General features: G+C 42.7%; 19 protein-coding genes. 3 read left to right on the top strand and 16 right to left on the bottom strand.

Going from position 1 to position 21,360, the window contains the following annotated elements:
- Nucleotides 1–3 precede the first annotated feature (3 nt).
- The 16 genes from M72_RS14370 to M72_RS14295 all read right to left on the bottom strand — a co-directional run bounded on the left by M72_RS14370 (nucleotide 4) and on the right by M72_RS14295 (nucleotide 17,997).
- Nucleotides 4–2,757, bottom strand: a complete 2,754-nt coding sequence (locus M72_RS14370) for a glycoside hydrolase family 3 protein (protein WP_055068713.1) — start codon at nucleotides 2,755–2,757, stop codon at nucleotides 4–6.
- A 77-nt stretch (nucleotides 2,758–2,834) separates the two neighbouring features.
- A complete protein-coding gene (locus M72_RS14365) occupies nucleotides 2,835–3,293 on the bottom strand; it encodes a stage V sporulation protein AB (protein WP_022046316.1) in 459 nt (152 codons plus the stop codon).
- On the bottom strand, nucleotides 3,274–3,936 hold the full coding sequence (locus tag M72_RS14360; protein WP_055068783.1) for a stage V sporulation protein AA: 663 nt from the start codon (nucleotides 3,934–3,936) through the stop codon (nucleotides 3,274–3,276). Before M72_RS14360 ends, M72_RS14365 begins: the two co-directional genes overlap by 20 nt.
- 199 nt (nucleotides 3,937–4,135) lie before the next feature.
- Complete coding sequence (locus M72_RS14355; protein WP_082413936.1) at nucleotides 4,136–4,588, bottom strand: SpoVA/SpoVAEb family sporulation membrane protein; 453 nt, start codon at nucleotides 4,586–4,588, stop codon at nucleotides 4,136–4,138.
- Between the two features lie 91 nt (nucleotides 4,589–4,679).
- Nucleotides 4,680–5,024: a DUF3837 domain-containing protein gene (locus M72_RS14350; RefSeq protein ID WP_022046319.1), complete on the bottom strand. Its 345-nt coding sequence runs from the start codon at nucleotides 5,022–5,024 to the stop codon at nucleotides 4,680–4,682.
- A 48-nt stretch (nucleotides 5,025–5,072) separates the two neighbouring features.
- Nucleotides 5,073–5,732 carry a GTP pyrophosphokinase gene (locus tag M72_RS14345; protein ID WP_055068711.1) on the bottom strand — a complete coding sequence of 220 codons (660 nt, stop codon included), beginning with the start codon at nucleotides 5,730–5,732 and terminating at the stop codon, nucleotides 5,073–5,075.
- Between the two features lie 153 nt (nucleotides 5,733–5,885).
- A complete protein-coding gene (locus M72_RS14340; RefSeq protein WP_022046321.1) occupies nucleotides 5,886–6,149 on the bottom strand; it encodes a hypothetical protein in 264 nt (87 codons plus the stop codon).
- Nucleotides 6,133–6,927 carry a TrmH family RNA methyltransferase gene (locus M72_RS14335; protein WP_055068782.1) on the bottom strand — a complete coding sequence of 265 codons (795 nt, stop codon included), beginning with the start codon at nucleotides 6,925–6,927 and terminating at the stop codon, nucleotides 6,133–6,135. The genes M72_RS14340 and M72_RS14335 overlap by 17 nt, the downstream gene beginning before the upstream one ends.
- 27 nt (nucleotides 6,928–6,954) lie before the next feature.
- A complete protein-coding gene (locus M72_RS14330; protein WP_022046323.1) occupies nucleotides 6,955–7,389 on the bottom strand; it encodes a threonine/serine exporter family protein in 435 nt (144 codons plus the stop codon).
- Nucleotides 7,386–8,159, bottom strand: coding sequence for a threonine/serine exporter family protein (locus M72_RS14325; RefSeq protein ID WP_055068710.1), 774 nt, complete (start codon nucleotides 8,157–8,159; stop codon nucleotides 7,386–7,388). Before M72_RS14325 ends, M72_RS14330 begins: the two co-directional genes overlap by 4 nt.
- 93 nt (nucleotides 8,160–8,252) lie before the next feature.
- Complete coding sequence (gene pfkA / locus M72_RS14320) at nucleotides 8,253–9,224, bottom strand: 6-phosphofructokinase (RefSeq protein ID WP_022046325.1); 972 nt, start codon at nucleotides 9,222–9,224, stop codon at nucleotides 8,253–8,255.
- A gap of 63 nt (nucleotides 9,225–9,287) precedes the next feature.
- The gene (locus M72_RS14315) at nucleotides 9,288–12,785 is read right to left on the bottom strand and encodes a DNA polymerase III subunit alpha (RefSeq protein ID WP_055068781.1); all 3,498 of its coding nucleotides are present in this window, start codon (nucleotides 12,783–12,785) and stop codon (nucleotides 9,288–9,290) included.
- A gap of 123 nt (nucleotides 12,786–12,908) precedes the next feature.
- On the bottom strand, nucleotides 12,909–13,697 hold the full coding sequence (locus tag M72_RS14310; RefSeq protein ID WP_055068709.1) for an AraC family transcriptional regulator: 789 nt from the start codon (nucleotides 13,695–13,697) through the stop codon (nucleotides 12,909–12,911).
- 47 nt (nucleotides 13,698–13,744) lie between these two features.
- Nucleotides 13,745–14,692, bottom strand: coding sequence for a beta-galactosidase small subunit (locus M72_RS14305; RefSeq protein ID WP_055068708.1), 948 nt, complete (start codon nucleotides 14,690–14,692; stop codon nucleotides 13,745–13,747).
- On the bottom strand, nucleotides 14,676–16,577 hold the full coding sequence (locus tag M72_RS14300) for a glycoside hydrolase family 2 TIM barrel-domain containing protein (RefSeq protein WP_055068780.1): 1,902 nt from the start codon (nucleotides 16,575–16,577) through the stop codon (nucleotides 14,676–14,678). Before M72_RS14300 ends, M72_RS14305 begins: the two co-directional genes overlap by 17 nt.
- 58 nt (nucleotides 16,578–16,635) lie before the next feature.
- Nucleotides 16,636–17,997 carry an MFS transporter gene (locus tag M72_RS14295; RefSeq protein ID WP_055068707.1) on the bottom strand — a complete coding sequence of 454 codons (1,362 nt, stop codon included), beginning with the start codon at nucleotides 17,995–17,997 and terminating at the stop codon, nucleotides 16,636–16,638.
- A 359-nt stretch (nucleotides 17,998–18,356) separates the two neighbouring features.
- On the opposite strand from M72_RS14295, the gene M72_RS14290 reads away from it, so the two are divergent.
- The 3 genes from M72_RS14290 to M72_RS16960 all read left to right on the top strand — a co-directional run bounded on the left by M72_RS14290 (nucleotide 18,357) and on the right by M72_RS16960 (nucleotide 21,139).
- Nucleotides 18,357–19,211: an AraC family transcriptional regulator gene (locus M72_RS14290; RefSeq protein ID WP_055068706.1), complete on the top strand. Its 855-nt coding sequence runs from the start codon at nucleotides 18,357–18,359 to the stop codon at nucleotides 19,209–19,211.
- Between the two features lie 459 nt (nucleotides 19,212–19,670).
- Complete coding sequence (locus tag M72_RS14285; RefSeq protein ID WP_082413930.1) at nucleotides 19,671–20,522, top strand: patatin-like phospholipase family protein; 852 nt, start codon at nucleotides 19,671–19,673, stop codon at nucleotides 20,520–20,522.
- Nucleotides 20,523–20,866: 344 nt separating this feature from the next.
- Nucleotides 20,867–21,139, top strand: coding sequence for a hypothetical protein (locus tag M72_RS16960; protein WP_141652761.1), 273 nt, complete (start codon nucleotides 20,867–20,869; stop codon nucleotides 21,137–21,139).
- Nucleotides 21,140–21,360: the final 221 nt, after the last annotated feature.

The raw sequence follows: 21,360 nt of genomic DNA, 5'->3' as shown, positions 1-21,360 counted from the left end.
GTCTTACTGCTCCTTGTCTGCGCCCCCGGACAGCTGAAACGCTATATGATCTACCGTAAGTCCGGTTGCCCCAAAATATAATTTCATATAATGATGTCCCTCGAATGTATCAAACCGGATCTGCTGTGTCACCCACTGCCCTTTCGATCCCCTAAATGACAGTGTTCCTTTGATGATATTATCCAGATATACTGTTACCGGAAGCTGTGCCAGATCATCCAGATTTGATTTCACTTTCATCTGCAGTTCATAACTTCCGGCTTTCATATCCAGATCCGCAAGTATTTCTTTTCCCTGATGTGTATCCCAGCCGCCACCGGAAATGCGGATATTTCCCTGCTCATCTGTCACAAATTTCATCATCTTTGAGACATCCGGATCATCTTTTGCAGCATTCTTCCGGTCTTTAAGTTCTTCCGGAGAAATCCTATCCATCTCATAAAGCATCGCCGGGGATTTTAGTACAAACTGCAATATATTGATGGCATTTCTCTGCAGCTGTCCTCTCGTAAGATTTCCCTTCTGGAATTCTTCGAGCATATCATCCTGCTGCATATCCTGCGCGTCTGCAGTCACCATATATACATCATTCTGTGCCGCTGCCATGACCGCATGTATACGCGGATCCGATGGCTGTCCCTCATGGTTTGCCTTTGCCCACCAGTCAGTCATAACGATGCCGGAAAATCCCCAGTCTTTGCGCAATACAATGGTATTGAGATCATAACTTCCTGCAGTCCACACCCCGTTGACCGGGCCATATGTAGTCATAACAGAGCGGGCCGGTCCTTCTTTTACCGCAATTTCAAATCCCTTCAGATAAATTTCCCGCAGTGCCCGCACGGAAATAATCGAATCTGCCTCATGTCGTTTCGTTTCCTGATTGTTTGCCGCAAAATGTTTGATGGTTCCTGTGGAACCTGCAATATTAAGTCCCTGCAGCTGTGCGGCTCCCATTTTTCCGGTTAAAAACGGATCTTCGGAAATATACTCAAAGTTTCGTCCGTTCAACGGATTTCTGTGAATATTCAATCCCGGTCCGAGCAATGTATCTACACGGTTTAACCGTAGTTCAAGCCCTGTCATTTCATATAATTGACGCACCAGTTCACAGTTAAATGTACATCCGAGCAGCGTTCCGTTCGGAAGGGAAAATGCCTTTGTTCCGCAGTCCATACGTATTCCGGATGGTCCGTCCGATGCACATTCTGCCGGAATTCTAAACTTCCTCAAAGACGAAGTCAGTCCTGCAAATGCCGCTGCAGTACCCGGAGTCACCTTCGGACTGCACATGCCTTCTCCGCGGAACAGCATAATCAGATCCTCGTCCGACAATTGTGCCACAAATGTCTCCATGGAAATCTTTTTGTCATATACATCTTCCAGACGATAGCCTTTATCACCAGTCTGTGAAATCTCTGCCGGTTTTTCCACTCGGTCATACGGACCATAGATCCGTTCCGGTGTATCGGAATATCCGATCACATCACCCGGCTTTCTTGTCATACGGGCAAACGGTTTCTGCGGTGCACAGACTTCCTCAAGCTGTTCAAGTACTGTAAACGTCTGCGGATAACTGCCTGCCTTTTGTGCCGTCCGCACATCGGTTCCCACATAAATGGTATAAGTACCCTCCAGCAGCACAAAACAGTCCCTGTGTCCGGTTACACCACTGTCATCATAGGAGGCAAATGTATTTTTCGGAATCTCCAGAGTAATATGCTCTTCTTCCCCTGCTGCCAGTTCCTTTGTCTTTGCAAATCCACAAAGAACACGCACCGGTGTATCCAGTACCCCCTGTGGGGCTTTGGCATATACTTCAAGCACTTCTTTCCCCGGTTTTGTTCCGGTATTTTTCACTGTTGCCTTTACACAGACCGTATGCTCGTCCTTTTCTTCTGCAGACGCTTGCACGGAAAAAGAAGTATACGACAATCCAAATCCAAACGGATACAAAACTTTATCTTTGGCAAATGTCTCAAAATACCGATATCCCACATAGATATCTTCTTTATAATAGTTTTTCTGTAAATCCCCGAAATTTGACGTGGATGGATAGTCACTGATATCCTCTGCAATCGTATCGGTCAGTTTTCCGCACGGATTCACACGCCCCGTAAGTACATCACAGACACCGTTTCCACCTTCCTGACCTCCCTGCCATGCATAGAGTACCGCTGCCGGATCAAATTCTCTGACCCATTTCATATCAATGATATTTCCCACATTTAAAATAACGGCCGTGCGTGAAAATTGACTGCTCACTTTACGGATCAGGTCTTCTTCTGTCCGTGTCAGCTTATAACTGCCCGGCTTGTCCGTATTGTCCTGGTCTTCCCCCGCCGTACGTCCAAGAATCACCAGTGCCACATCATCCCCGGATGCGGTTTGAAGCATCTCTTCCGTCACGGGCATTTCTTCCTGTGACCACGGAACCAGCCCCCATCCCTCACCTTCGTCATATGGATGGTCTTTAATCCATTTTTCGTAGATCCCAATCAGTTCTTCATCCAGCGCAATATCTTTGCAGGCGCGCAGCGCATCAAGGATTCCAACCACATAGCGTGTATTTACCAGTCCGCCCGAGCCAAGTCCGCTTTTGTAATAATGAAACGCCATGCGCCCAAATACAGCAACTTTATCTCCTTTTTTAAGTGGCAGGGTACTGTTGTCATTTTTCAATAACACGCATCCCTCAGCAGATGCAGTCCTTGCCAAATCTGCATATTTTTCCATATCCAATGCATATCTGCCCATTTAAAATCCTCCTGAAACTAATCATACCTTTTATTATACGCCAGTCACAAAGAAGATTGCAATTAGAAAATATGGATTTACCAATATTTTGGAAGCCCGTAACCAAAAAAGAAATAATAAAAAGAACCAGCCATTTTCCCCAGTGCCATGGCAATCATAACACCACTGAGTCCACGGTTGATATACAGACGCCGGAACAGGATCGGAAAAGTATTTAATATTTCTGCCAGTGCCACCGCAATACATCCCACAAAAATTCCCGCTGCAGTTCCATAAGCGCCCAAAATGACATGCGCCAGCCACGGATACGGCAGCTGTGCCTTCCACTCCACCACAGAAAATACGGCACCGGTCAATACCCCCAGTATAACCGTATTTTCGACCATCAGTATCCGTTCTCCAAAATTGCAGCGTTTGATCATGCGCGGAATGACCCCGATCACCAGAAGAAACGCAAACGTTCCGGCAGAAACCGCAATGCCGCAGGCTGTCGCAAGGCCCGCCATAAAAATGTGTCTAAGAAACATCGTGTTCATGCCCCTTTCTTCCCGCGTTCTCTATAAACGCCATATCGACATCCTGTTCATACTTTCGCATCTCAACCTGAATCGGTGTCGGATCTGAAGTAATTTTTTTCTTTCCGATATGGTTAAAAAATACCAAAATTCCCACTGCCAGTCCAAGACAGTAAAAAATTTCAATTTCTGATACTTTCGGTTTTTCTTTTCCCATCACCTGCTGATAAAACCGGTTGAACACTTCCCCCACGGACACGTCATTGTTAAATGCCATAATCGTAAATGCCGCTCCAAGAAAGATTACTACAACCATCACAACAACTTTAAGCGTCTCCAGCCATTTCGGTGCCATCGGTGCATCTAACAATTGCACCACAAAATCCTGTTCCCCGATACTAACAATTTCCACATCCGGGTAATCCGTCTGTATCCGTTCGATCACATTTAGCATCGAAAATACTTCCATTCGTTTTTTCTTTTTTCCTTCTTTTTTCTGGTCATCGTTTTTCTTAAACGTATACAGTGTTTTATTTTTTATTCCGGCACAGATTGCAGAATCTGCACACTGTACAGACATCACATCCTGTATCTTTATTTTTGGATCATGGCAGACACTGTTGCGGTCTGCCTTCAGATAAACTATTTCCCGTTTTTCTTTCATTCTGCACCTCTTTGCTTCCTTATTTTCTATGGTAGTATGTGCAAATTCAGGAAAAGTACGCGGAAAAAAAATATAATCGAAAAGCATCCTGTTAAATCACTTGATGATAAAACACGGTATCTGAACATTAAATTTTCAGTATATAGATACCTCACTGGTATCTTTTACATGGATTTTATCGACATAGATACCACCGAATTTAAAATAGCCAGTAAATCAATCCCAGCACCCAGCTTGAAAAAATCCCATACAAAATCACCGGACCGGCAATCTTAAAAATCTGGCATCCGATACCAAATACCTGTCCCTCTTTCTGGAATTCCACCGCAGAAGCACACACGCCATTTGCAAATCCGGTAATCGGAACCAATGCCCCTGCACCTCCCCAGTTGGCAAGAATCCCATATACATTACAGCTCGTCAGGATCACCGAAAGAAGAACAAGAAGTAAACTGCACCAAAGAGCGGCATCCTCTGCCTTAAGTCCGAATACCCCGGCTGCAATCTGTAAAATAATCTGTCCCAACAGGCAGATACCTCCCCCCAGCAAAAAGGCTTTTCCCATATTTGCCCACAGATTATGTTTCGGTGTCATCTGTTCGACATACTCATTATACTCCTGATTGCGCACTTCTTCCTGTTCCAGAGTCATCTTACTCATTTCATACATCCTCATCTTTCTTTTAAAATTACTTGTAGTATGTACGAAAATTGCAAAAATATAAGGTAACTATCGCTCATAGTTACCTTATAACCGGATGGAACGATGTCGTGACCTGCCACATGTCAGGTTCCTGTTCTCCCCAGGCAAACAGTTCATCCATCTGTGCATCATGATCCGCTGACGGCTCATAATTCTTTATGATCTGTATCAGATATTTTTCCTGTTCACTCTGCGGAGCCAGATTATCCTGCATCTGCAGAATCGCTTCCAGAATCTGTTCCGGTTCCATATCTGTCCGGATCTCTATGTTGTATAATTTTCTCATCAATCCCGCAGCATAGAAAAATTCGTAGTTTCCAAGCATCACGGATTTTTGCATATTACATTTTAAAATCACACTCTGACGTGCAATGGAAGGTACCATAGCATTCCCTTCTTTCCGACTGTTCCGTAATAGTTTTATTCTTCGTAACTATTCTTCCTTTTTCTTCTGTTCCTCTTTTTCCTTTTCTTCTAAAATTGCTTCATTCAGCTGCAGCATCTTTGCATCGAGGTTTGAAACAATTTCTGCACAGGCACGCAGATCCCGGCTGATATATTCCGGGGCATGCCCCTCAAATTTATAATAAATCTTGTGCTCCAGACTTGCCCAGAAATCCATTGCAATGGTGCGGATCTGGATTTCCACCTTTGTCTCAACCACACGGTCCGATAAAAAGATAGGAACCGTCACGTGCATATGGAAACTCTTGTAACCGCTGACTTTCGGATTTTTGATATAGTCTTTTACACAGATCACGGTCAGGTCATTCTGTTTTCCGATCATCTCTGCAAGACGGTAAATATCCGAAGTAAACGAGCAGACAATACGGATTCCTGCAATATCGTTAATATAATTTCTCATATTCTCGATCGTACTCTCATATCCGTCACGCTTTAATTTTTTTACAATACTTTCCGGTGTTTTAATCCTCGACTTAATATATTCAATCGGATTGTACTTATGTATATGAACAAACTCGTCATTTAAAATCTCAAGTTTTGTTCCCACCTCTTTCAGTGCAGAATTATATAAAAACATCATAGTTTCCCAACTATCAATATCTTCCCCCAGCATCTGCGATGTTCCCATGTCATTCCTCCTCTTTCCTGCCACAATGGCAGACATTCCTTTCATAAATGCGAAAGCAGACCTCACACATGTATTAACGTGCTTTCCCATATGGTATTATCATATCACAAGAAACACGTTCTGTACGCAGAAAGCAACAAATTTAATATTTTTTTAATCTTCGTCTATCACCTGTATCTCCAGATAATCAAATTCTGTTTCCTCCACAAAATTGTCCTTGCCAAACCTCGTTCGCGCATGCCTTTGAAATTCCGCTATATTCGCATCAAACCAGATCGGTTTTCCAAGATCCCACTTCAGACAGACTTCTTCAAGCGCATGAAAAATCTTATGTGTACGTGTATCCTCCGTATCATCTTCTATGGTTTCCGATTTTAATAAGTGTGTGTTTTCCCAGATTTTAAACCATATTTTCATTGTGCTCTCCCCGCTGTCTCTTACATTCATACATCAAAAGTGCTGCAGAAACGGCTGCATTCAGCGACTCCACCTTTCCCTCCATGGGAATCTTCAGATAGCAATCCGCACACTCTGCAATTTCATCAGACAGACCGTTCCCCTCATTTCCAATCAGGAAGCCACATGCCCCGGTAAAATCAAAGGCATCATAATATGTATCTCCTTTTAAATGTGCCGCATACAATCTGATATTCTCCTTATGCAGCTCATCAAGCAGATCCGGCAGATGCTCCGTGATCAGGTACGGAACACGGTAGATACTTCCCATCGTCGAGCGTATGGTTTTCGGGTTAAACAGATCCACCGTCGTTTTATTCATTATAATTCCCGTGATGCCGGCACCCTCTCCGGTGCGCACCATCGTTCCAAGATTTCCCGGATCCTGCACGCTCTCAAGAATTAAAAGATGCGTGTGATCCCCCTGCAAAAGATCGGACAGATCATACTTCGGCATGCGGACAATCGCAAGGATTCCCTGCGGAGTCTGTGTATCCGAAATTTCCCGGAATACCGCATCACTCACGACCTCATACCGGTATCCCTGCAGGCATTTTTCATGTTCCGGTTTTTCCAGAAAACTTTCCGACACGTAGACAGACACCACCGTATCCGCCGGTGCTTCCTGAAACATCTTTATTCCTTCCACAACAAAGACCTGTTCTTTTTTTCGTTCTTTCGCCCTTTTCATCAGCTGTGACAGATGTTTCATCTGCTGATTTGCACTGCTTGTAATCATATCATCCGTACAATCCTTTCCCATTACTTACTGTTTCCTTTTATGAAACAGTGTTTCCGGAATCGAGAAGCCAAAAATAATCCCAAATACAATGGCCAGGGCAATCTCAAAAGTTTCCAGCCCTTTTGCCGAGCATTTTGCCGGCATTCCGGATATCAGATAATATGCCGTATAATAGATACCGGCTCCCGGAACCAGTGGGAAAATCCCGGATACCAGATAAATCGTGGCAGGATTGCATCTTGCTACTGCCAGAATACGACTTAAAATTGTCAAAACAAAGGTTGCCACCAGACTGCCCAAAACCACATTCCCCGACTGCCTGTACAAAATAAAATAAACCAGCCAGGCAAGCCCGCCTGATACGCCACAGAAAACCAGTTCCTTTTTCGGTGCCGCAAACAAAATGGCAAAAGTAACCGTGGCAACCGCTGCAATAAAAAACTGAAGCACATAACTCATACCGGTAAATTTCCTCCATATCGCAACAACAGAATCGGCAGTGCAATGCCCACTGCAATGCAAAGTGCCGTAAGAAGTGCATCAATCAGATGGATCGTTCCGGACAAATAATCGCCATTATAAAAATCACGAATGGATGTTGTCAGTGCAATTCCAGGTACTAACGGCATAATTGCCCCGATCACCACTTTGTCATGCAAAACAGGTATCACACCCGCGGCCGCTGGCAGACTAAGCAAAGAGATCAGCAGACTGACATATACATTCGTTAAAAATCTGGAAACTTTACGCTTCCGGCACACAAACAATGCCAGCTGCTCTATCAGCCCTACAAAAAATGCATACAGTGCTTCCGGCAGATGCCCTCCAAACATGAAGGTAAACGCTGCACAACCGATTCCACATGCCAGTAACTGTACCGCATTCGCATAAACCGGAATTTTTTTGCACTGTTTCAACCGCTCTGATGCCTCTGCAACCGAACATTTATGATTACAGATATCTCGGGTCAGCTGATTTAAAGCAGCGAGTTTCCCCAGATGGGTTGCCGAAAGTGGAACATATCTTACCACACTGCAGGCATCCTCCCTGCTCTCATTTGCACTTGCAAAAATTCCGTTGGATAAAACATAAGCATCAAAATCATCCAGACCAAAAGCTTCCAATATGCGTATCACAGAATCTTCCACCCGGTAAATTTCTGCTCCGCACCGCAGCATCGCGTCCCCGATTTCTACTGCCAGTGTGAGAATTTCCTTGGTGTTGTCCATTGCCCGTCTCCTTGAAAATCCCATTGATTTCAAACCTAAAAATGCGGCAGAGAGAATTCCCTGCCGCACTATGTTCTCCAATAAAAGGAATAACTATACCAGTGTCTTTGAGATTTCGTACATGTACTCATCGACATCTTTCTTCATAGCCAGAGCTTCATCAATGTCGAAATCTACAAACTTGCCACCCTTATGTCCAATGACACGGTTGCTCTTTCCTTCGCAGAGAAGGTCAACTGCCATTGCACCCATTGTGGTTGCATAGACACGGTCCTTACATGTCGGGCTTCCACCACGCTGCATATGTCCGAGAATCGTTGCGCGTGTCTCAACACCTGTCGCTTCCTCGATACGCTTTGCCATGCTCTGTGAATGACCGATACCCTCAGCATTTACAATAATATAGTGCTGCTTTCCGTTCTTTCTTGCGTTGACTACCTGATCAATCAGACGCTGCTCATCGTAATCATATTTTTCCGGAAGAAGAATCTCCTCAGCACCGTTCGCAAGACCGCACCATAATGCGATATGTCCGGCTCCCCGACCCATAACCTCAATAATTGAGCATCTCTCATGAGATGTAGAAGTATCACGAACCTTATCAATCGCTTCCATGGCTGTATTAACAGCGGTGTCAAAACCAATGGTATAATCAGTACATGCAATATCCAGATCAATGGTTCCCGGAAGACCAATGGTATTGATTCCCAGTGCAGCAAGCTTCTGTGCACCCTTGAAAGAACCATCTCCACCGATAACTACAATTGCATCAATTCCATGCTTCTTACAGATCTCCGCACCTTTCTGCTGTCCTTCCGGTGTGGTAAACTCCATACAACGGGCAGTCTGTAAAATAGTACCACCACGAGAGATTGTATCTGAAACGCTCTGTCCGTTCATGTCAATAATTTCTTCGTTTAATAATCCAGCGTATCCACGCTTGATTCCTTTCACTTTCTTTCCTTTAGATATAGCCTGACGGACAACTGCACGGATTGCAGCGTTCATTCCCGGGGCATCTCCTCCACTGGTCAGTACACCAATTGTGTTAATCTCTTTCGCCATTGTGAAATCCTCCATTTATTAAAATTAAAATGAAATTCTTTAATCTGTTTTATTCTATACTTATTACGCGCGATTTTCAATGCCTTTTTCCACAACTTTTACATTTTTTTCGCCCAGAAATTCCGTCAAACGTGCCAAGAGCACAGAATTTATACCAACCGCACGGTTTCTTGGCAATCTTTTAAATGCTTTGACATCTGATATATAAATTACCACTTCATCATTTCCGTCCGAATCCCGGAGAATATCATACACCTGCTGTTCTTTCTCCGCAAAATCACTCTTTGTCGGAAACTGCAGCCAGAGTTCCTTTCTGGTATCGTCAAACGGAACGATCCGCTCGCAGATCACTTTTCCGTCCTGTTCCTCCTCCACCGTTGCGTGTCCGACTACGAAAATCTTCTCCTCATCATTCAAAAAGCGGTTGTACCTCTCATAATCTTTTGGGAATACAATAATTTCCACAGAACCGGTCAGATCCTCCACTGTCAGAAATGCCATTGCCTGATTATTCCTTGTATATTTAACTGTTTTTGCTGCAATCATGCCACCCACAACCACATGCATATTATCTGTCACACGAATCGCGCCGCTTTCCTCTTCCCTGACAAAATCCGCTGCATTTGCCGTGACATTTTTCTTCATTTTACCAAGGTAATCTTCCAGCGGATGCCCGCTTAAATAAATCCCAAGCACTTCTTTTTCAAAGCCAAGCAGCACTTCCTTCGGGAACTCCTCCACATTCGGATAATGGACTTCGTAGTCCTTTTTATCTTCCTCCCCGACAAAATCAAACAGGCTCATCTGTCCTTCCAGCCCGGTCTTTTTCCGTCGCACGACATCATCTACAATGGACGTATAGACAATGGACATCTGATGCCGGTTACCGTCAAGCCCGTCACAGGCACCTGCCTTGATCAGATTCTCGATCGCACGTTTGTTGATGTCCCGCTGCACCGTACGTTCAATGAAATCCTGCAGGGTGCGGTATGAACCACCTTTTTTGCGTTCCCCGATGATGCTGTCAATCACCGGACGTCCCAGGGATTTAATGGCATACAGACCATAGCGCACGGCATTTCCCTCTGCCGTGAATTCTCCCTGTCCCACATTGATATCCGGCGGGAGCACGGAAATACCGAGTTCCTTACAATGCAGCAGATACTCCGCGGCTTTTGCCGAATTGTCAATCACGGACGTCATAAGTGCTGCCATAAATTCCACCGGATAGTAAAACTTCAGCCACGCAGTCTGCACACTGATGACCGCATAGGCTGCCGCATGGGATTTGTTAAACGCATACTTTGCAAAATCCACCATGGAATCGTAAATACTGTTTGCCGCTTTCTCATCAATGCCGTTTGCCACGCAGCCCCTGATGCCGCGCTCTGAATCTCCGTAGACGAAACTCTGCCGCTCCGCATCGATGACATACTGCTTTTTTTTGCTCATGGCGCGGCGGATGTTGTCCGCCTGTCCCATCGTATACCCCGCAAGCTGCTGTACGATCTGCATCACCTGCTCCTGATAAACGATACATCCATACGTTGGCTCAAGGATCGGCTGCAATTCCGGCGTCACGTAAGTAACGGTGTCTGCATTATTCTTTCCCCTGATGTAGTTTGGAATAAAATCCATAGGTCCCGGACGGTACAGGGAAATTCCGGCAACAATATCCTCGAAATTCTGTGGTTTTAACTCTTTCATGAAGTTCTGCATGCCCGCAGATTCCAGCTGGAACACACCCTCGGTGCGCCCGGTTCCGATAAAATCAAGCACCTTTTTATCATTCAAATCGATATGATCGATGTCAATGTCGATGCCTTGGGATGCCTTTACATTTTTGACGGCATCTTTTAATACGGTAAGCGTGCGGAGTCCTAAGAAATCCATCTTTAAAAGACCAAGTTCCTCAAGCTGTACCATATTGTACTCTGCCGTCGGTGTTCCGTCACTGGCACGCCCCAGCGGCACATAATTGCTCGCCTCTCCCGGATAGATCACAACCCCTGCCGCATGTACGGATGTGTGGTTCGGCAGCCCTTCGAGACGCTTTGCCATGTCAATCAGTTCGTGCATACGTGCATCCCCATCATAGAGGCTGCGGAATTCCGGGTTGACCTGCAGGGCACGGTCAATCGTAATGTTCAGTTCCATCGGCACCATTTTTGCCACACGGTCCATCTCCGCATACGGAAAATCGAGTGCTTTTCCAACTGCCTTGATGACACCGCGGGCTGCCATCGTACCAAAGGTCGTAATCTGTGTCACAGAATCCTTTCCATATTTTTCTGTGACGTACTCGATCACGCGGGAACGCTCCGCATACTCAAAATCCACATCAATATCCGGCATGGACACACGCTCCGGATTTAAAAAACGCTCAAAAAGGAGGTTATATTTGACCGGATCAATGTTTGTAATGCCGGTACAATAGCACACGCGGCTGCCCGCGCCGGAACCACGCCCCGGTCCGACCCAGCAGTCATGTGTTTTCGCCCAGTTGATGTAATCCCACACGATTAAGATATACTCGACAAATCCCATCTTCTGGATAATGCCAAGCTCGTATTCCATATCGTCATGGATCTTTGCACACTGCGTCTCATCGTACGCCGGATTGTCCGTATATTTTTCCTTAAATCCCTTCTCACACAGCGCATCCAGAAATGTCCACGCACTGTCATAGCCTTCCGGCGGTGCATATTTTGGAATCTGGTAATTGCCAAATTCGAGTGTGACATGGCAGCGGTCTGCGATTTTCTGCGTGTTGTCTGCGGCTTCTTTTGCATACGGAAACAGACTCCGCATCTGCTCCTCGCTTTTTACGAAAAACTGTCCGCCCTCGTAACGCATACGGTCTTCATCCGTAATCTTTTTACCGGTCTGGATACAGAGAAGGACATCGTGTGCCTCCACATCCGTTTCATAGGTATAGTGGATATCGTTCGTGCAGACAAGGGGAATGTCCAGTTCCTGACTGATCCGAAGAAGCCCCTGGTTGACCGTCTTCTGATCCGGGATGCCATGATCCTGTAATTCCAGGAAATAGTTGTCTTTTCCAAAACAGTCCTGGTATTTTTTTGCAATGCCTTTTGCCTCTTCATAAAATCCACGCACAATATAGCGCGGCACTTCTCCCGCCAGACACGCCGACAGGCAGATCAGTCCCTCATGGTATTTCTGCAGCGTCTCAAAATCCACACGCGGCCGGTAATAATACCCTTCCGTAAACCCGATGGAGACGATCTTCATAAGGTTCGCATAACCGGTATTGTTTTCCGCAAGCAGGATCAGATGGTAATACCGGTCCTCGCCATGGCTGGTCTCGCGGTCAAACCGGGAATTCGGCGCCACATAGATCTCACAGCCAATCACCGGATTAATATCTGCTGCCTTTGCCGTCTTGTAAAATTCCACCACACCATACATATTGCCATGGTCAGTGATCGCGGCACTGTTCATCCCCAGTTCTTTCACACGGCTTACATATTCTTTTATTTTGTTGGAACCATCGAGTAATGAATATTCCGTATGTGTATGCAGATGTACAAATGCCATGATTGTTTCCTCACCTTTTTCGTTCATTGTGGTATCCCACATGTGTAACTATTATATCTATTTTCGGCTGTTATGACAAGTTTTCTCTTTCTCAGGAAACACCACAACTTTTTCTACATCGCTTTACATAATTATCCTTTTTCGATATTCTCTAGGTGTGATTTTATATCTTTCCTTAAACACGCGGTTAAAAGTTCTTTGACTTTCAAATCCACAATCAAGACATATATTTGTAATGGAATCCATTGTGTTTTCCAGTGCCGCAACTGCATAATTTAACCGGACTCCATTCACATATTTACTAAAATTACAGTGAAAGGTTTTTGCAAACATTCTTGACAACACATATTTACTTACACACAATTCATATGCCATTTTTTCAAGGCTGATGTTTTCCCTAAAATTTTTGGCCACGTATTCTACCGCATTATAAATCAGATCATCACTCCCTACCGCACTTTTGTCCATCATTGGCATTGTTGTGAAAACATGTGCAAGGATCATCTGTGCATATGCCTGTATCATCCGGGGATCCCCCTCTGTTATTCCGGTCAGATATTTTATGGCATTTACCACATCCGGATGCACCTGCTCTTTTTTTACAACCGGGTTCTTCGGGCTGTATATCTGCAATTCCCTGTAATAGGAAGGAAACAGTGTTGGTTCAAGGTACAGGAATATTACCTTGTTTTCTTTTTCCCCAAACACCTGATAATGATGTATTACATTTGGAAACACAACTGCAAAATCCCCTTCATCCATATGGAACAATTCCTGTCCCACTCCAAGTTCTATTTCTCCATCCGTTACATACACTACTTCTATTGCCTCATGTAGATGCGGCGGCACATGTACTGGCTTCTTCCACTCCGCGGATACTCCTGTATTTCTGTTTTCATATACCAATAGCACTTACAAGCAACTCCTTTTATTTATACTCCCTGTTTCTCCAACCACAATCAGCATATGGTAAATGAATAATCTATATTATCTTCTGCACTGATACGATATCCCTCTTCCACATCAGTTCCCCAGCTGTCGATGCCTCCAACACCTCTTACTGCACCATATACACATAAAACGGTTCTTCTTGCCGGTGGTAGTTCTTCGTGGTGAAGGGCATTTTCAATCTCAGATGCTGTATAAGGCAGACAGGAAAATGCAAATTTTTCGCCATTCTTTTCAATGCGCAGTATCTGTGATGAACTGTCTGTCCTGCTGTTATCAAGAGCCGTATGTCTTGTAATCTCAAGCCACTCTGTATCCATTCTCATACCACATTCCTGCGGAACAAGATATTGTGTAAGACTCAGGTCTTCAATCTCATAGATTCCTTCTTTTGCCCCCGCTTTTCTGTCAGGATATGTTTCCCCGGAGAGTCCCTTATATAAATATTTGTCTGCCAGTGTTGGCATGATAAATCTCATTCCAAATACAGGTAATTCTGGAAGTCCCTGTACCCCATGATAATGTACATCCACGCGAATCTTTCCAGATACATCAACGGTATAGCTTACAAGAACCGTTGTCTCCGGAGTGGTTATGGTCTCGTATGTGTATGTTACGACAATTTCATCCGCATAAACATCACCACCATAGCTATTATTATCAGGGGCATATGGGGTCTGCTCCTTGCCATCCATGATGACCTTTATTCCCTTACAGTCAATGAACATATCTGCGGAAAGCCAGCTTCCGCTTTTAATGTGAAACCTGCTTCCCCTGTCATTATCTGTCAATGCTCTCCAGAAAGTAGGTTTTGGACAACGGTACAGCCACTCATATCCATTTTTAACGATAGATTCCAGTCCACCCTGTGCATAAGAAAAAATATAATCAAATCCCTCCCCATGTACACCAAGTGTATAGTCACCATAGACCACTCTTAATTTATCTGTATAAGCCATAGTAATACCTCACTTCCTGCATTGCCGGTTTCTCTTTCCTGTCAGCAAATACGATTCCATTTGCTGAAAATTCATAGTCTGCCGGTTTATCATCAAAATCCCCTCCATAGCGTAAAACATCTTTTCCTGTCACCGGATCTTTTACCATAATTGCCTGATCAATAAAATCCCATATAAATCCGCCATGATACCTATCATATTTGTCAATCAGCTTCATATAAGAACCAAGTCCTCCCATGGAATTTCCCATATCATGCATGAATTCACATAAAATATATGGTTTCTTCGGACTATTATTCAGGTATTCCTCTACATCCTCCGGTTTTGCATACATTCTTGTCTCTAAATCAGAAATAGTATCCTCATATGCCCTATTATAATAAGAGCTTTCATAATGAACCAGTCTTCCATCCTGCTTTTCCGCAAAATAAACATTCATTGCCTCAATGTCGTCTCCTGCATAGGATTCATTTCCTAATGACCAGAAAAGGATGGACGTATGATTTTTAAAAGTTTCAAAATTGTTTTTTGCACGATCAAGCACAGCATCTCTCCACTGTGGAAAAGACCCCGGTACATTACACGATGGCTCGATTGCCCCCAGCTTCTGGAATGAACCATGGCTTTCCAGATTTGTTTCTGCCATCACATAAATACCTGCATTGTCGCACATATAGTACCATGGTATCTGGTCAGGATAGTGGCAGGTACGAACAGAATTAATATTGTTCCTGAGCATACAGGATATGTCTGCTTTCATATCTTCCACACCAATGCATCTTCCTGTTTTTGCATTCCACTCATGACGGTTTACTCCTGTGATAACAAGTCGTTTTCCATTCAGATAAATTACTTTATCTATAATCTCTATTCTTCTGAAACCGATATCATAAGGAATTACCTCTGCCAGAGAACCATCCTCTGCTTTAAGCTCAACATAAGCATGATATAAATATGGATTATGATTATCCCACAGTTTGACATTTTCCAAATCAACACAAATCGTGCCTTCCATATGGCCGTTTTCTTTCGTTAACTGTATGGATTTCTCTACTAATACATTTTCCTCCCTGTCTTTTAAAATAAAGCATGCAGTTACATGCTGACTGTCAGGTGCAGATACCTTCATGCTAGTCGATACCCTTCCGCTTACATTATCCTGATTTAACACAGGTTTAAACCATACATCCTCCAGATGAACATCCGGTAATGCCTTCAACGTAACATTTCTGAAAATTCCAAAAAATCTGAAAAAGTCCTGATCCTCCAAAAATGCCGCTGTGCTCATCTTATGTACCTGCACTGCCAGTACATTTCCTTTTTCCTTAATATATGGTGTCAGATCAAACTCAGAAGGTGTAAAGCTGTCTTCGGCATACCCTATAAACTGGCCATTCAGCCACAGATACATAGCTTCTTCTACACCTTCGAAGCAGATATGGATTCTTTTTCCACACATACTCCTGTCCAAATCAAAGTATTTGATATAAGAGCCTACCGGATTGTACTGTGCCTCTGAAAACATTCCTTCTTCTGCTCCGGTTGCCTCCATGCTATAGGCTCCTCTGTGGTACTCTTTTCCTTCCCACGGATACATCGTGTTGATGTAACGGATTTTATCATATCCAGCCAGTTCGATATGTCCTGGAACCATAATTTTATCAAATCCTGATGCATCAAATGTTTCCTTATAAAAATCAACAGGTCTTTCCATCACATTTTTGCTGTAAGCAAACTCCCATTGACCATTTAATGACTGTAATAATGGATTTTTTTCTTTTTTCATGTCTGAATAATCCAGATAATAACAATGATCACTATGTGATTCCAATTGATTTACCTTAAACACTTCCGGATTGTCCAGCCATTTCATATCAGCGTTCATATTTTCCCTCTCTTTCCATACACCCCATACAATTTCTTTCATTCCACTATATTCCACGTCAACACTCCTCCATCTGTTCTCTAAGTCGCCGGTTCGCTGCTTCCACATTCATTTCTGACATAATAAATGTAATGACTAATGACAGGATCATTGGAATCCATAAATACATAATGTGAAGCATATTCATGCAGGATGCAGGCTGCACGGCCGCTTCCTTGACAAATCCGCTTGCATCAAGCAGCCATCCGCAGAGGGCAACTCCGATTCCACCCCCGATTTTGGTTCCAAAGGATGTACAGGAATACATGGTTCCATCAATGTGTTTATGTTTTGTCAGGTATGTGTATTCTGAACAGCTTGCCACAACAGCTCCCATATCTCCCTGCCATGGTGCCATTCCAAGTGCTGCGATTGCGGTAAAAGCAAGCATCAGCGGAACACTTCCCATATAGCCTGCAAAAATAACACCGACACGTCCGGCTGTTCCAAGAATGTATCCTGCAAGATTCATTCGATATAATCCCTTCATCTTTTCCACAAGCATAGGTGTAATACACATTGCAATGATGACAGGGATATTAATTGCCCAGGAAAAGACCGAATATAAATCTTCATTTTTCAAAACATAAATCATATAGTAAATACCCATATTTAACATAGCCGAATAGATCTGCTGACAAATATAAGTAACACAAATCATAAGATAATATTTATTGGAAAATAAAAGTTTTGCGGCTTCAATCAAACCATATTTTTCTTCTGTCTGTTCTCTGCCTGCCTTTAATTCTTCCTCCGGAAGTTCTTTGATTGAGAATACGGAAATTGTGTTTACAATCAGTCCGATTACTGCGTATATGATTGCTACGGTTCTCCATGCAGCAGCTCCACCGCCTGCCATTCTTACAAACTGAACGGTGATAGATTGAATGATCAGACTTGTTAAAAACGCAAAAATAAAACGGAACGACCCCATTTCTACCCGTTCTTTGCTATTTTTTGTACAAAACGTAACCAGTGATGCATAGGCAATATTGTTTGCAGTAAAAAATACTGCATTCAGCAAAGTATATGCAATAAAAAACCACGCATACTGTGCTGTTTTTCCAAGACTTTCCGGTATTGCAAAGTTCGCCACAAGCGTTACTGCACAGCCAATATATGCATAAAGCATCCACGGTCTTGCTTTTCCAAGTCTGCTCTTTGTTTTGTCAATCAATGTACCAAAAAACATATCACTGACACCGTCGAATAATTTTGATACCATGATCAATGTTCCGACAACTCCCGGATTTAACCCTACCGTATTTGTCAGATACAACATTACAAACGAGGAAAGAAATGCATACACGACATTTCCTGCCAGATCTCCGGTTCCATACCCCACCTTGTTATACCATTTCAGGTATTTCTTTTCTTCCATGTGAAACTGCTCCTTTCGATGATCCTTATTTTTGTTCCCACAACTTTGTTATAGATAGTATATAAAAACTGATGTCAAAAAACCATATCATAAATTACACAAAACATGCACAAAACAGTATAATTAACAAAAACCATTTTCTTTATTCCTTTCTTTTGTTATTTTTGACATGTACTTTTATTGACTTTCATTTTCCAGCACGTTAATTTATACAAAAAATACCATTATTTCAAACGTTTAAAATCCAAATAGACAAGACATGCATAAAATGATAAAATTGCATCATGAGCCAAACATAAATTTATGTATTTCAGATTATTATTTCATGAACATTTTCAATTATCATATGGGGGTCTCAAATGTATACCAATAATGCATATCTGAATAACTCAACAATTGACAGAAAAGATAAATCCAAGCCACTTGTCGTAACCATGTGTGGGACTTACAAGTTATATACGCACCCTAAACTTCCCACCTGGAGACCACGTGGCAGAGTTGATTTTCAGTTGATCTTTATTGCTGCCGGGAAAGCTCATTTTCATTTTGACAACGATGAGGAAGAAACGATTGTTCATGCTGGTCATATGGTTTTATACCGCCCAAGAGAACCCCAGAAATATGAATACTATGCCAACGACCAGACGGAGGTTTACTGGGTTCATTTTACAGGAAACAATGTCACCAATCTGCTCCGTTCCTATGGATTGACAAATGATAAAAGGGTGTTCCACTGTGGTTCCGGTTCGGAATATCAGTATCTTTTCCGTGCCATGATAAAAGAATTACAAATGTGTCAGGATAGCTATTCTGAAATGCTTGAAATGTATTTAAGACAAATTTTTATAAAACTACAGCGCCACTTTAAATTTTCTGTCAACACAGTGAACTCCCATGCTGCTGAGGAAATAGACAAAGCAATTTCTTATTTCAGTGAGCATTACAATGAACCAATCAGCATTGATGACTATGCCGAACAAAATCATGTCAGTGCCAGTTGGTTTATCCGTAATTTCAGATTATATGCCGGAATCACACCAAAACAATTCATTCTGCAAAAAAGAATATATAATGCCGAAGCACTGCTTCAGAATACACAATATAATATCAATGAGATCGCACAAATTGTCGGATATGATAATCCACTGTATTTCAGCCGGATTTTTCAAAAGACAAAAGGGCTGTCACCTTCTGAATATCGTAAAAACATATAAAAAAATGCAAAAAGCAGAGGATTGGAATCTCTGCTTTTTGCAATTTTTGTCCATTTATTTTTTTATTTTGGCAAGTAATATCCCCTTTCGTGTTTTATAATGACAACGTAAACAGAAAGGAGATGAACTTCCATGAGAAACAAATTCCACAACTTTATTGAAAACTTTCTTAGCTTTTATGAAACTTTCTTCACAAAAGGATATTATCATTTTTAAATATTATCCCATACCTTCCTCAATCTCCCCATTCGTCAAATCATATCTCATATCAAAAAATCCAATATCTCTGCCTTCCGGGCTGTCCCCATTCTAAGGAATTGTCAGCCAATCACTTTTTTTCAAATGTCCCGGCACTACTGAAACGGTTGCAGAAAAACAAACACATATTGTTAAAAATTTGACAAAAAGAAAAAAAGTGCTACAATAATGCTAATTTCAGGCAAAAGGAGTATCCCAGACATGAAGACAGGACTTGTAGTAGAAGGCGGCGGCATGAAATGTGCCTACAGCGCAGGCATTCTTGACCGCTTTTTAGATGAACACATTACATTCGATTACTGCATCGGCGTATCGGCCGGATCTGCAAACACAGCAAGCTATCTCGCCGGACAACGCGGGCGCAATCTTCGTTTTTATGTAGACCATCTGCATGAGCCCGGTTATATGGGTGTCAAAAATCTGCTGCGCACCGGACAGTTTTTCGGTCTTCAGTATATTTATCAGACACTGACCAACTCCGATGGAGCTGACCCGATCGATTATCCTGCCATCGTGGAAAATCCGGCCGAGTTTGAACTCGTGGCAACAGATGCCGCAACTGGAAAGCCCGTTTATTTTACCAAAGACGATATGAAACAGGATGACTACCGTGCCATTATGGCAAGCTGTGCCCTGCCTGTGATGTGTCGTCCGATTTCTTTTAAAGATCAGACATATTTTGATGGCGGATTATCCGATTCTGTTCCGATTATGCGCGCATTTGCAAAAGGATGCGACCGTGTAGTCGTGATCTTGAGCAAACCGCGCAGCTTTGTAAAGCAACCGGAAGGCTTCCGGCACATTTACCGGCATGCCCTGCGTAAATATCCGCAGACAATTGCAGCACTTGACAACCGGCATCTGATGTACCGTCAGAATATTGCCGATGTAAAAAAACAGGAATCCGCTGGAAAAGCGCTTGTCTTTGCACCTTCGAAAGAATTAAAGATGAGTACCTACGCGCGTGATGAAAAGTTAGAACAGGAGTTGTATGATCTGGGGATTTCCGACTTTGATGCACGCCTGAACGAACTGCATACATTTCTTTCCTAAAAAAACAGATAGCGGATATTTATCATCCGCTATCTGTTTTTAGTTCTATTTTCCTATTGTATATATGCCTTCCACATACTATATTTTCTTTACACATATCGAATGTGCAGTCTTTTTATATTTGACTGCATTTCATTGGATATTTCATCCATTTTTCCATGTGTACTAATTAGATATTGGAGAGAAATTTCGTGCAGAACAAAGATTCAGTTGTTATTTTATTATTGTTTTGTAACTATTCAGATATTGAAAGCTGGAGACTTCCATGTAACAATTCTGATAGAAAAACAGCCTCTATATGACACCTTTTCCTCTCCACCACTACAAAGGAGAAGAAGATGCATATGAGCAAAAAGTTCGAAGTTCTTACCATTAGTGATGATTTTATGTTTGGCATTATCATGCGCAATCCAAAGTACTGCAAACCGTTTTGGGAAACAATACTGAATATTAAGATTTCGCGCATTGAGTACCCACAAGACCAGAAAACGATCAATCTTTCTCTCGATGCCAAAAGCATCCGACTAGATGTCTATGTTGAGGACGATTCCAATACAGTTTACAACATTGAACACACAGTTAAAACAGAGTTTTGTAATCTTTGTCTGCACCTTTGATCCGTTCCATATCGGCAGACATGTCTATACTGTCGAAAACCGCTGTGTGGAAGATACAAATCTGTTGCTTAACGATGCTACACAGAAAATCATTTTAAATACAAAGGGAATTTTTGACCAGACAACAATTAATGTATCCGTTAATTATTATTGATGATGATGTACTATCATTTCCCACAGAAAGGCTTTAAAACTTCCATAAATCAAGTATGCGGCTCTAA

This window comes from Roseburia faecis (assembly GCF_001406815.1).
GTDB lineage: Bacteria > Bacillota > Clostridia > Lachnospirales > Lachnospiraceae > Roseburia > Roseburia faecis.
Note: the sequence above shows the minus strand (reverse complement) of the source record. Positions and strands in the feature narration are given on the sequence as shown.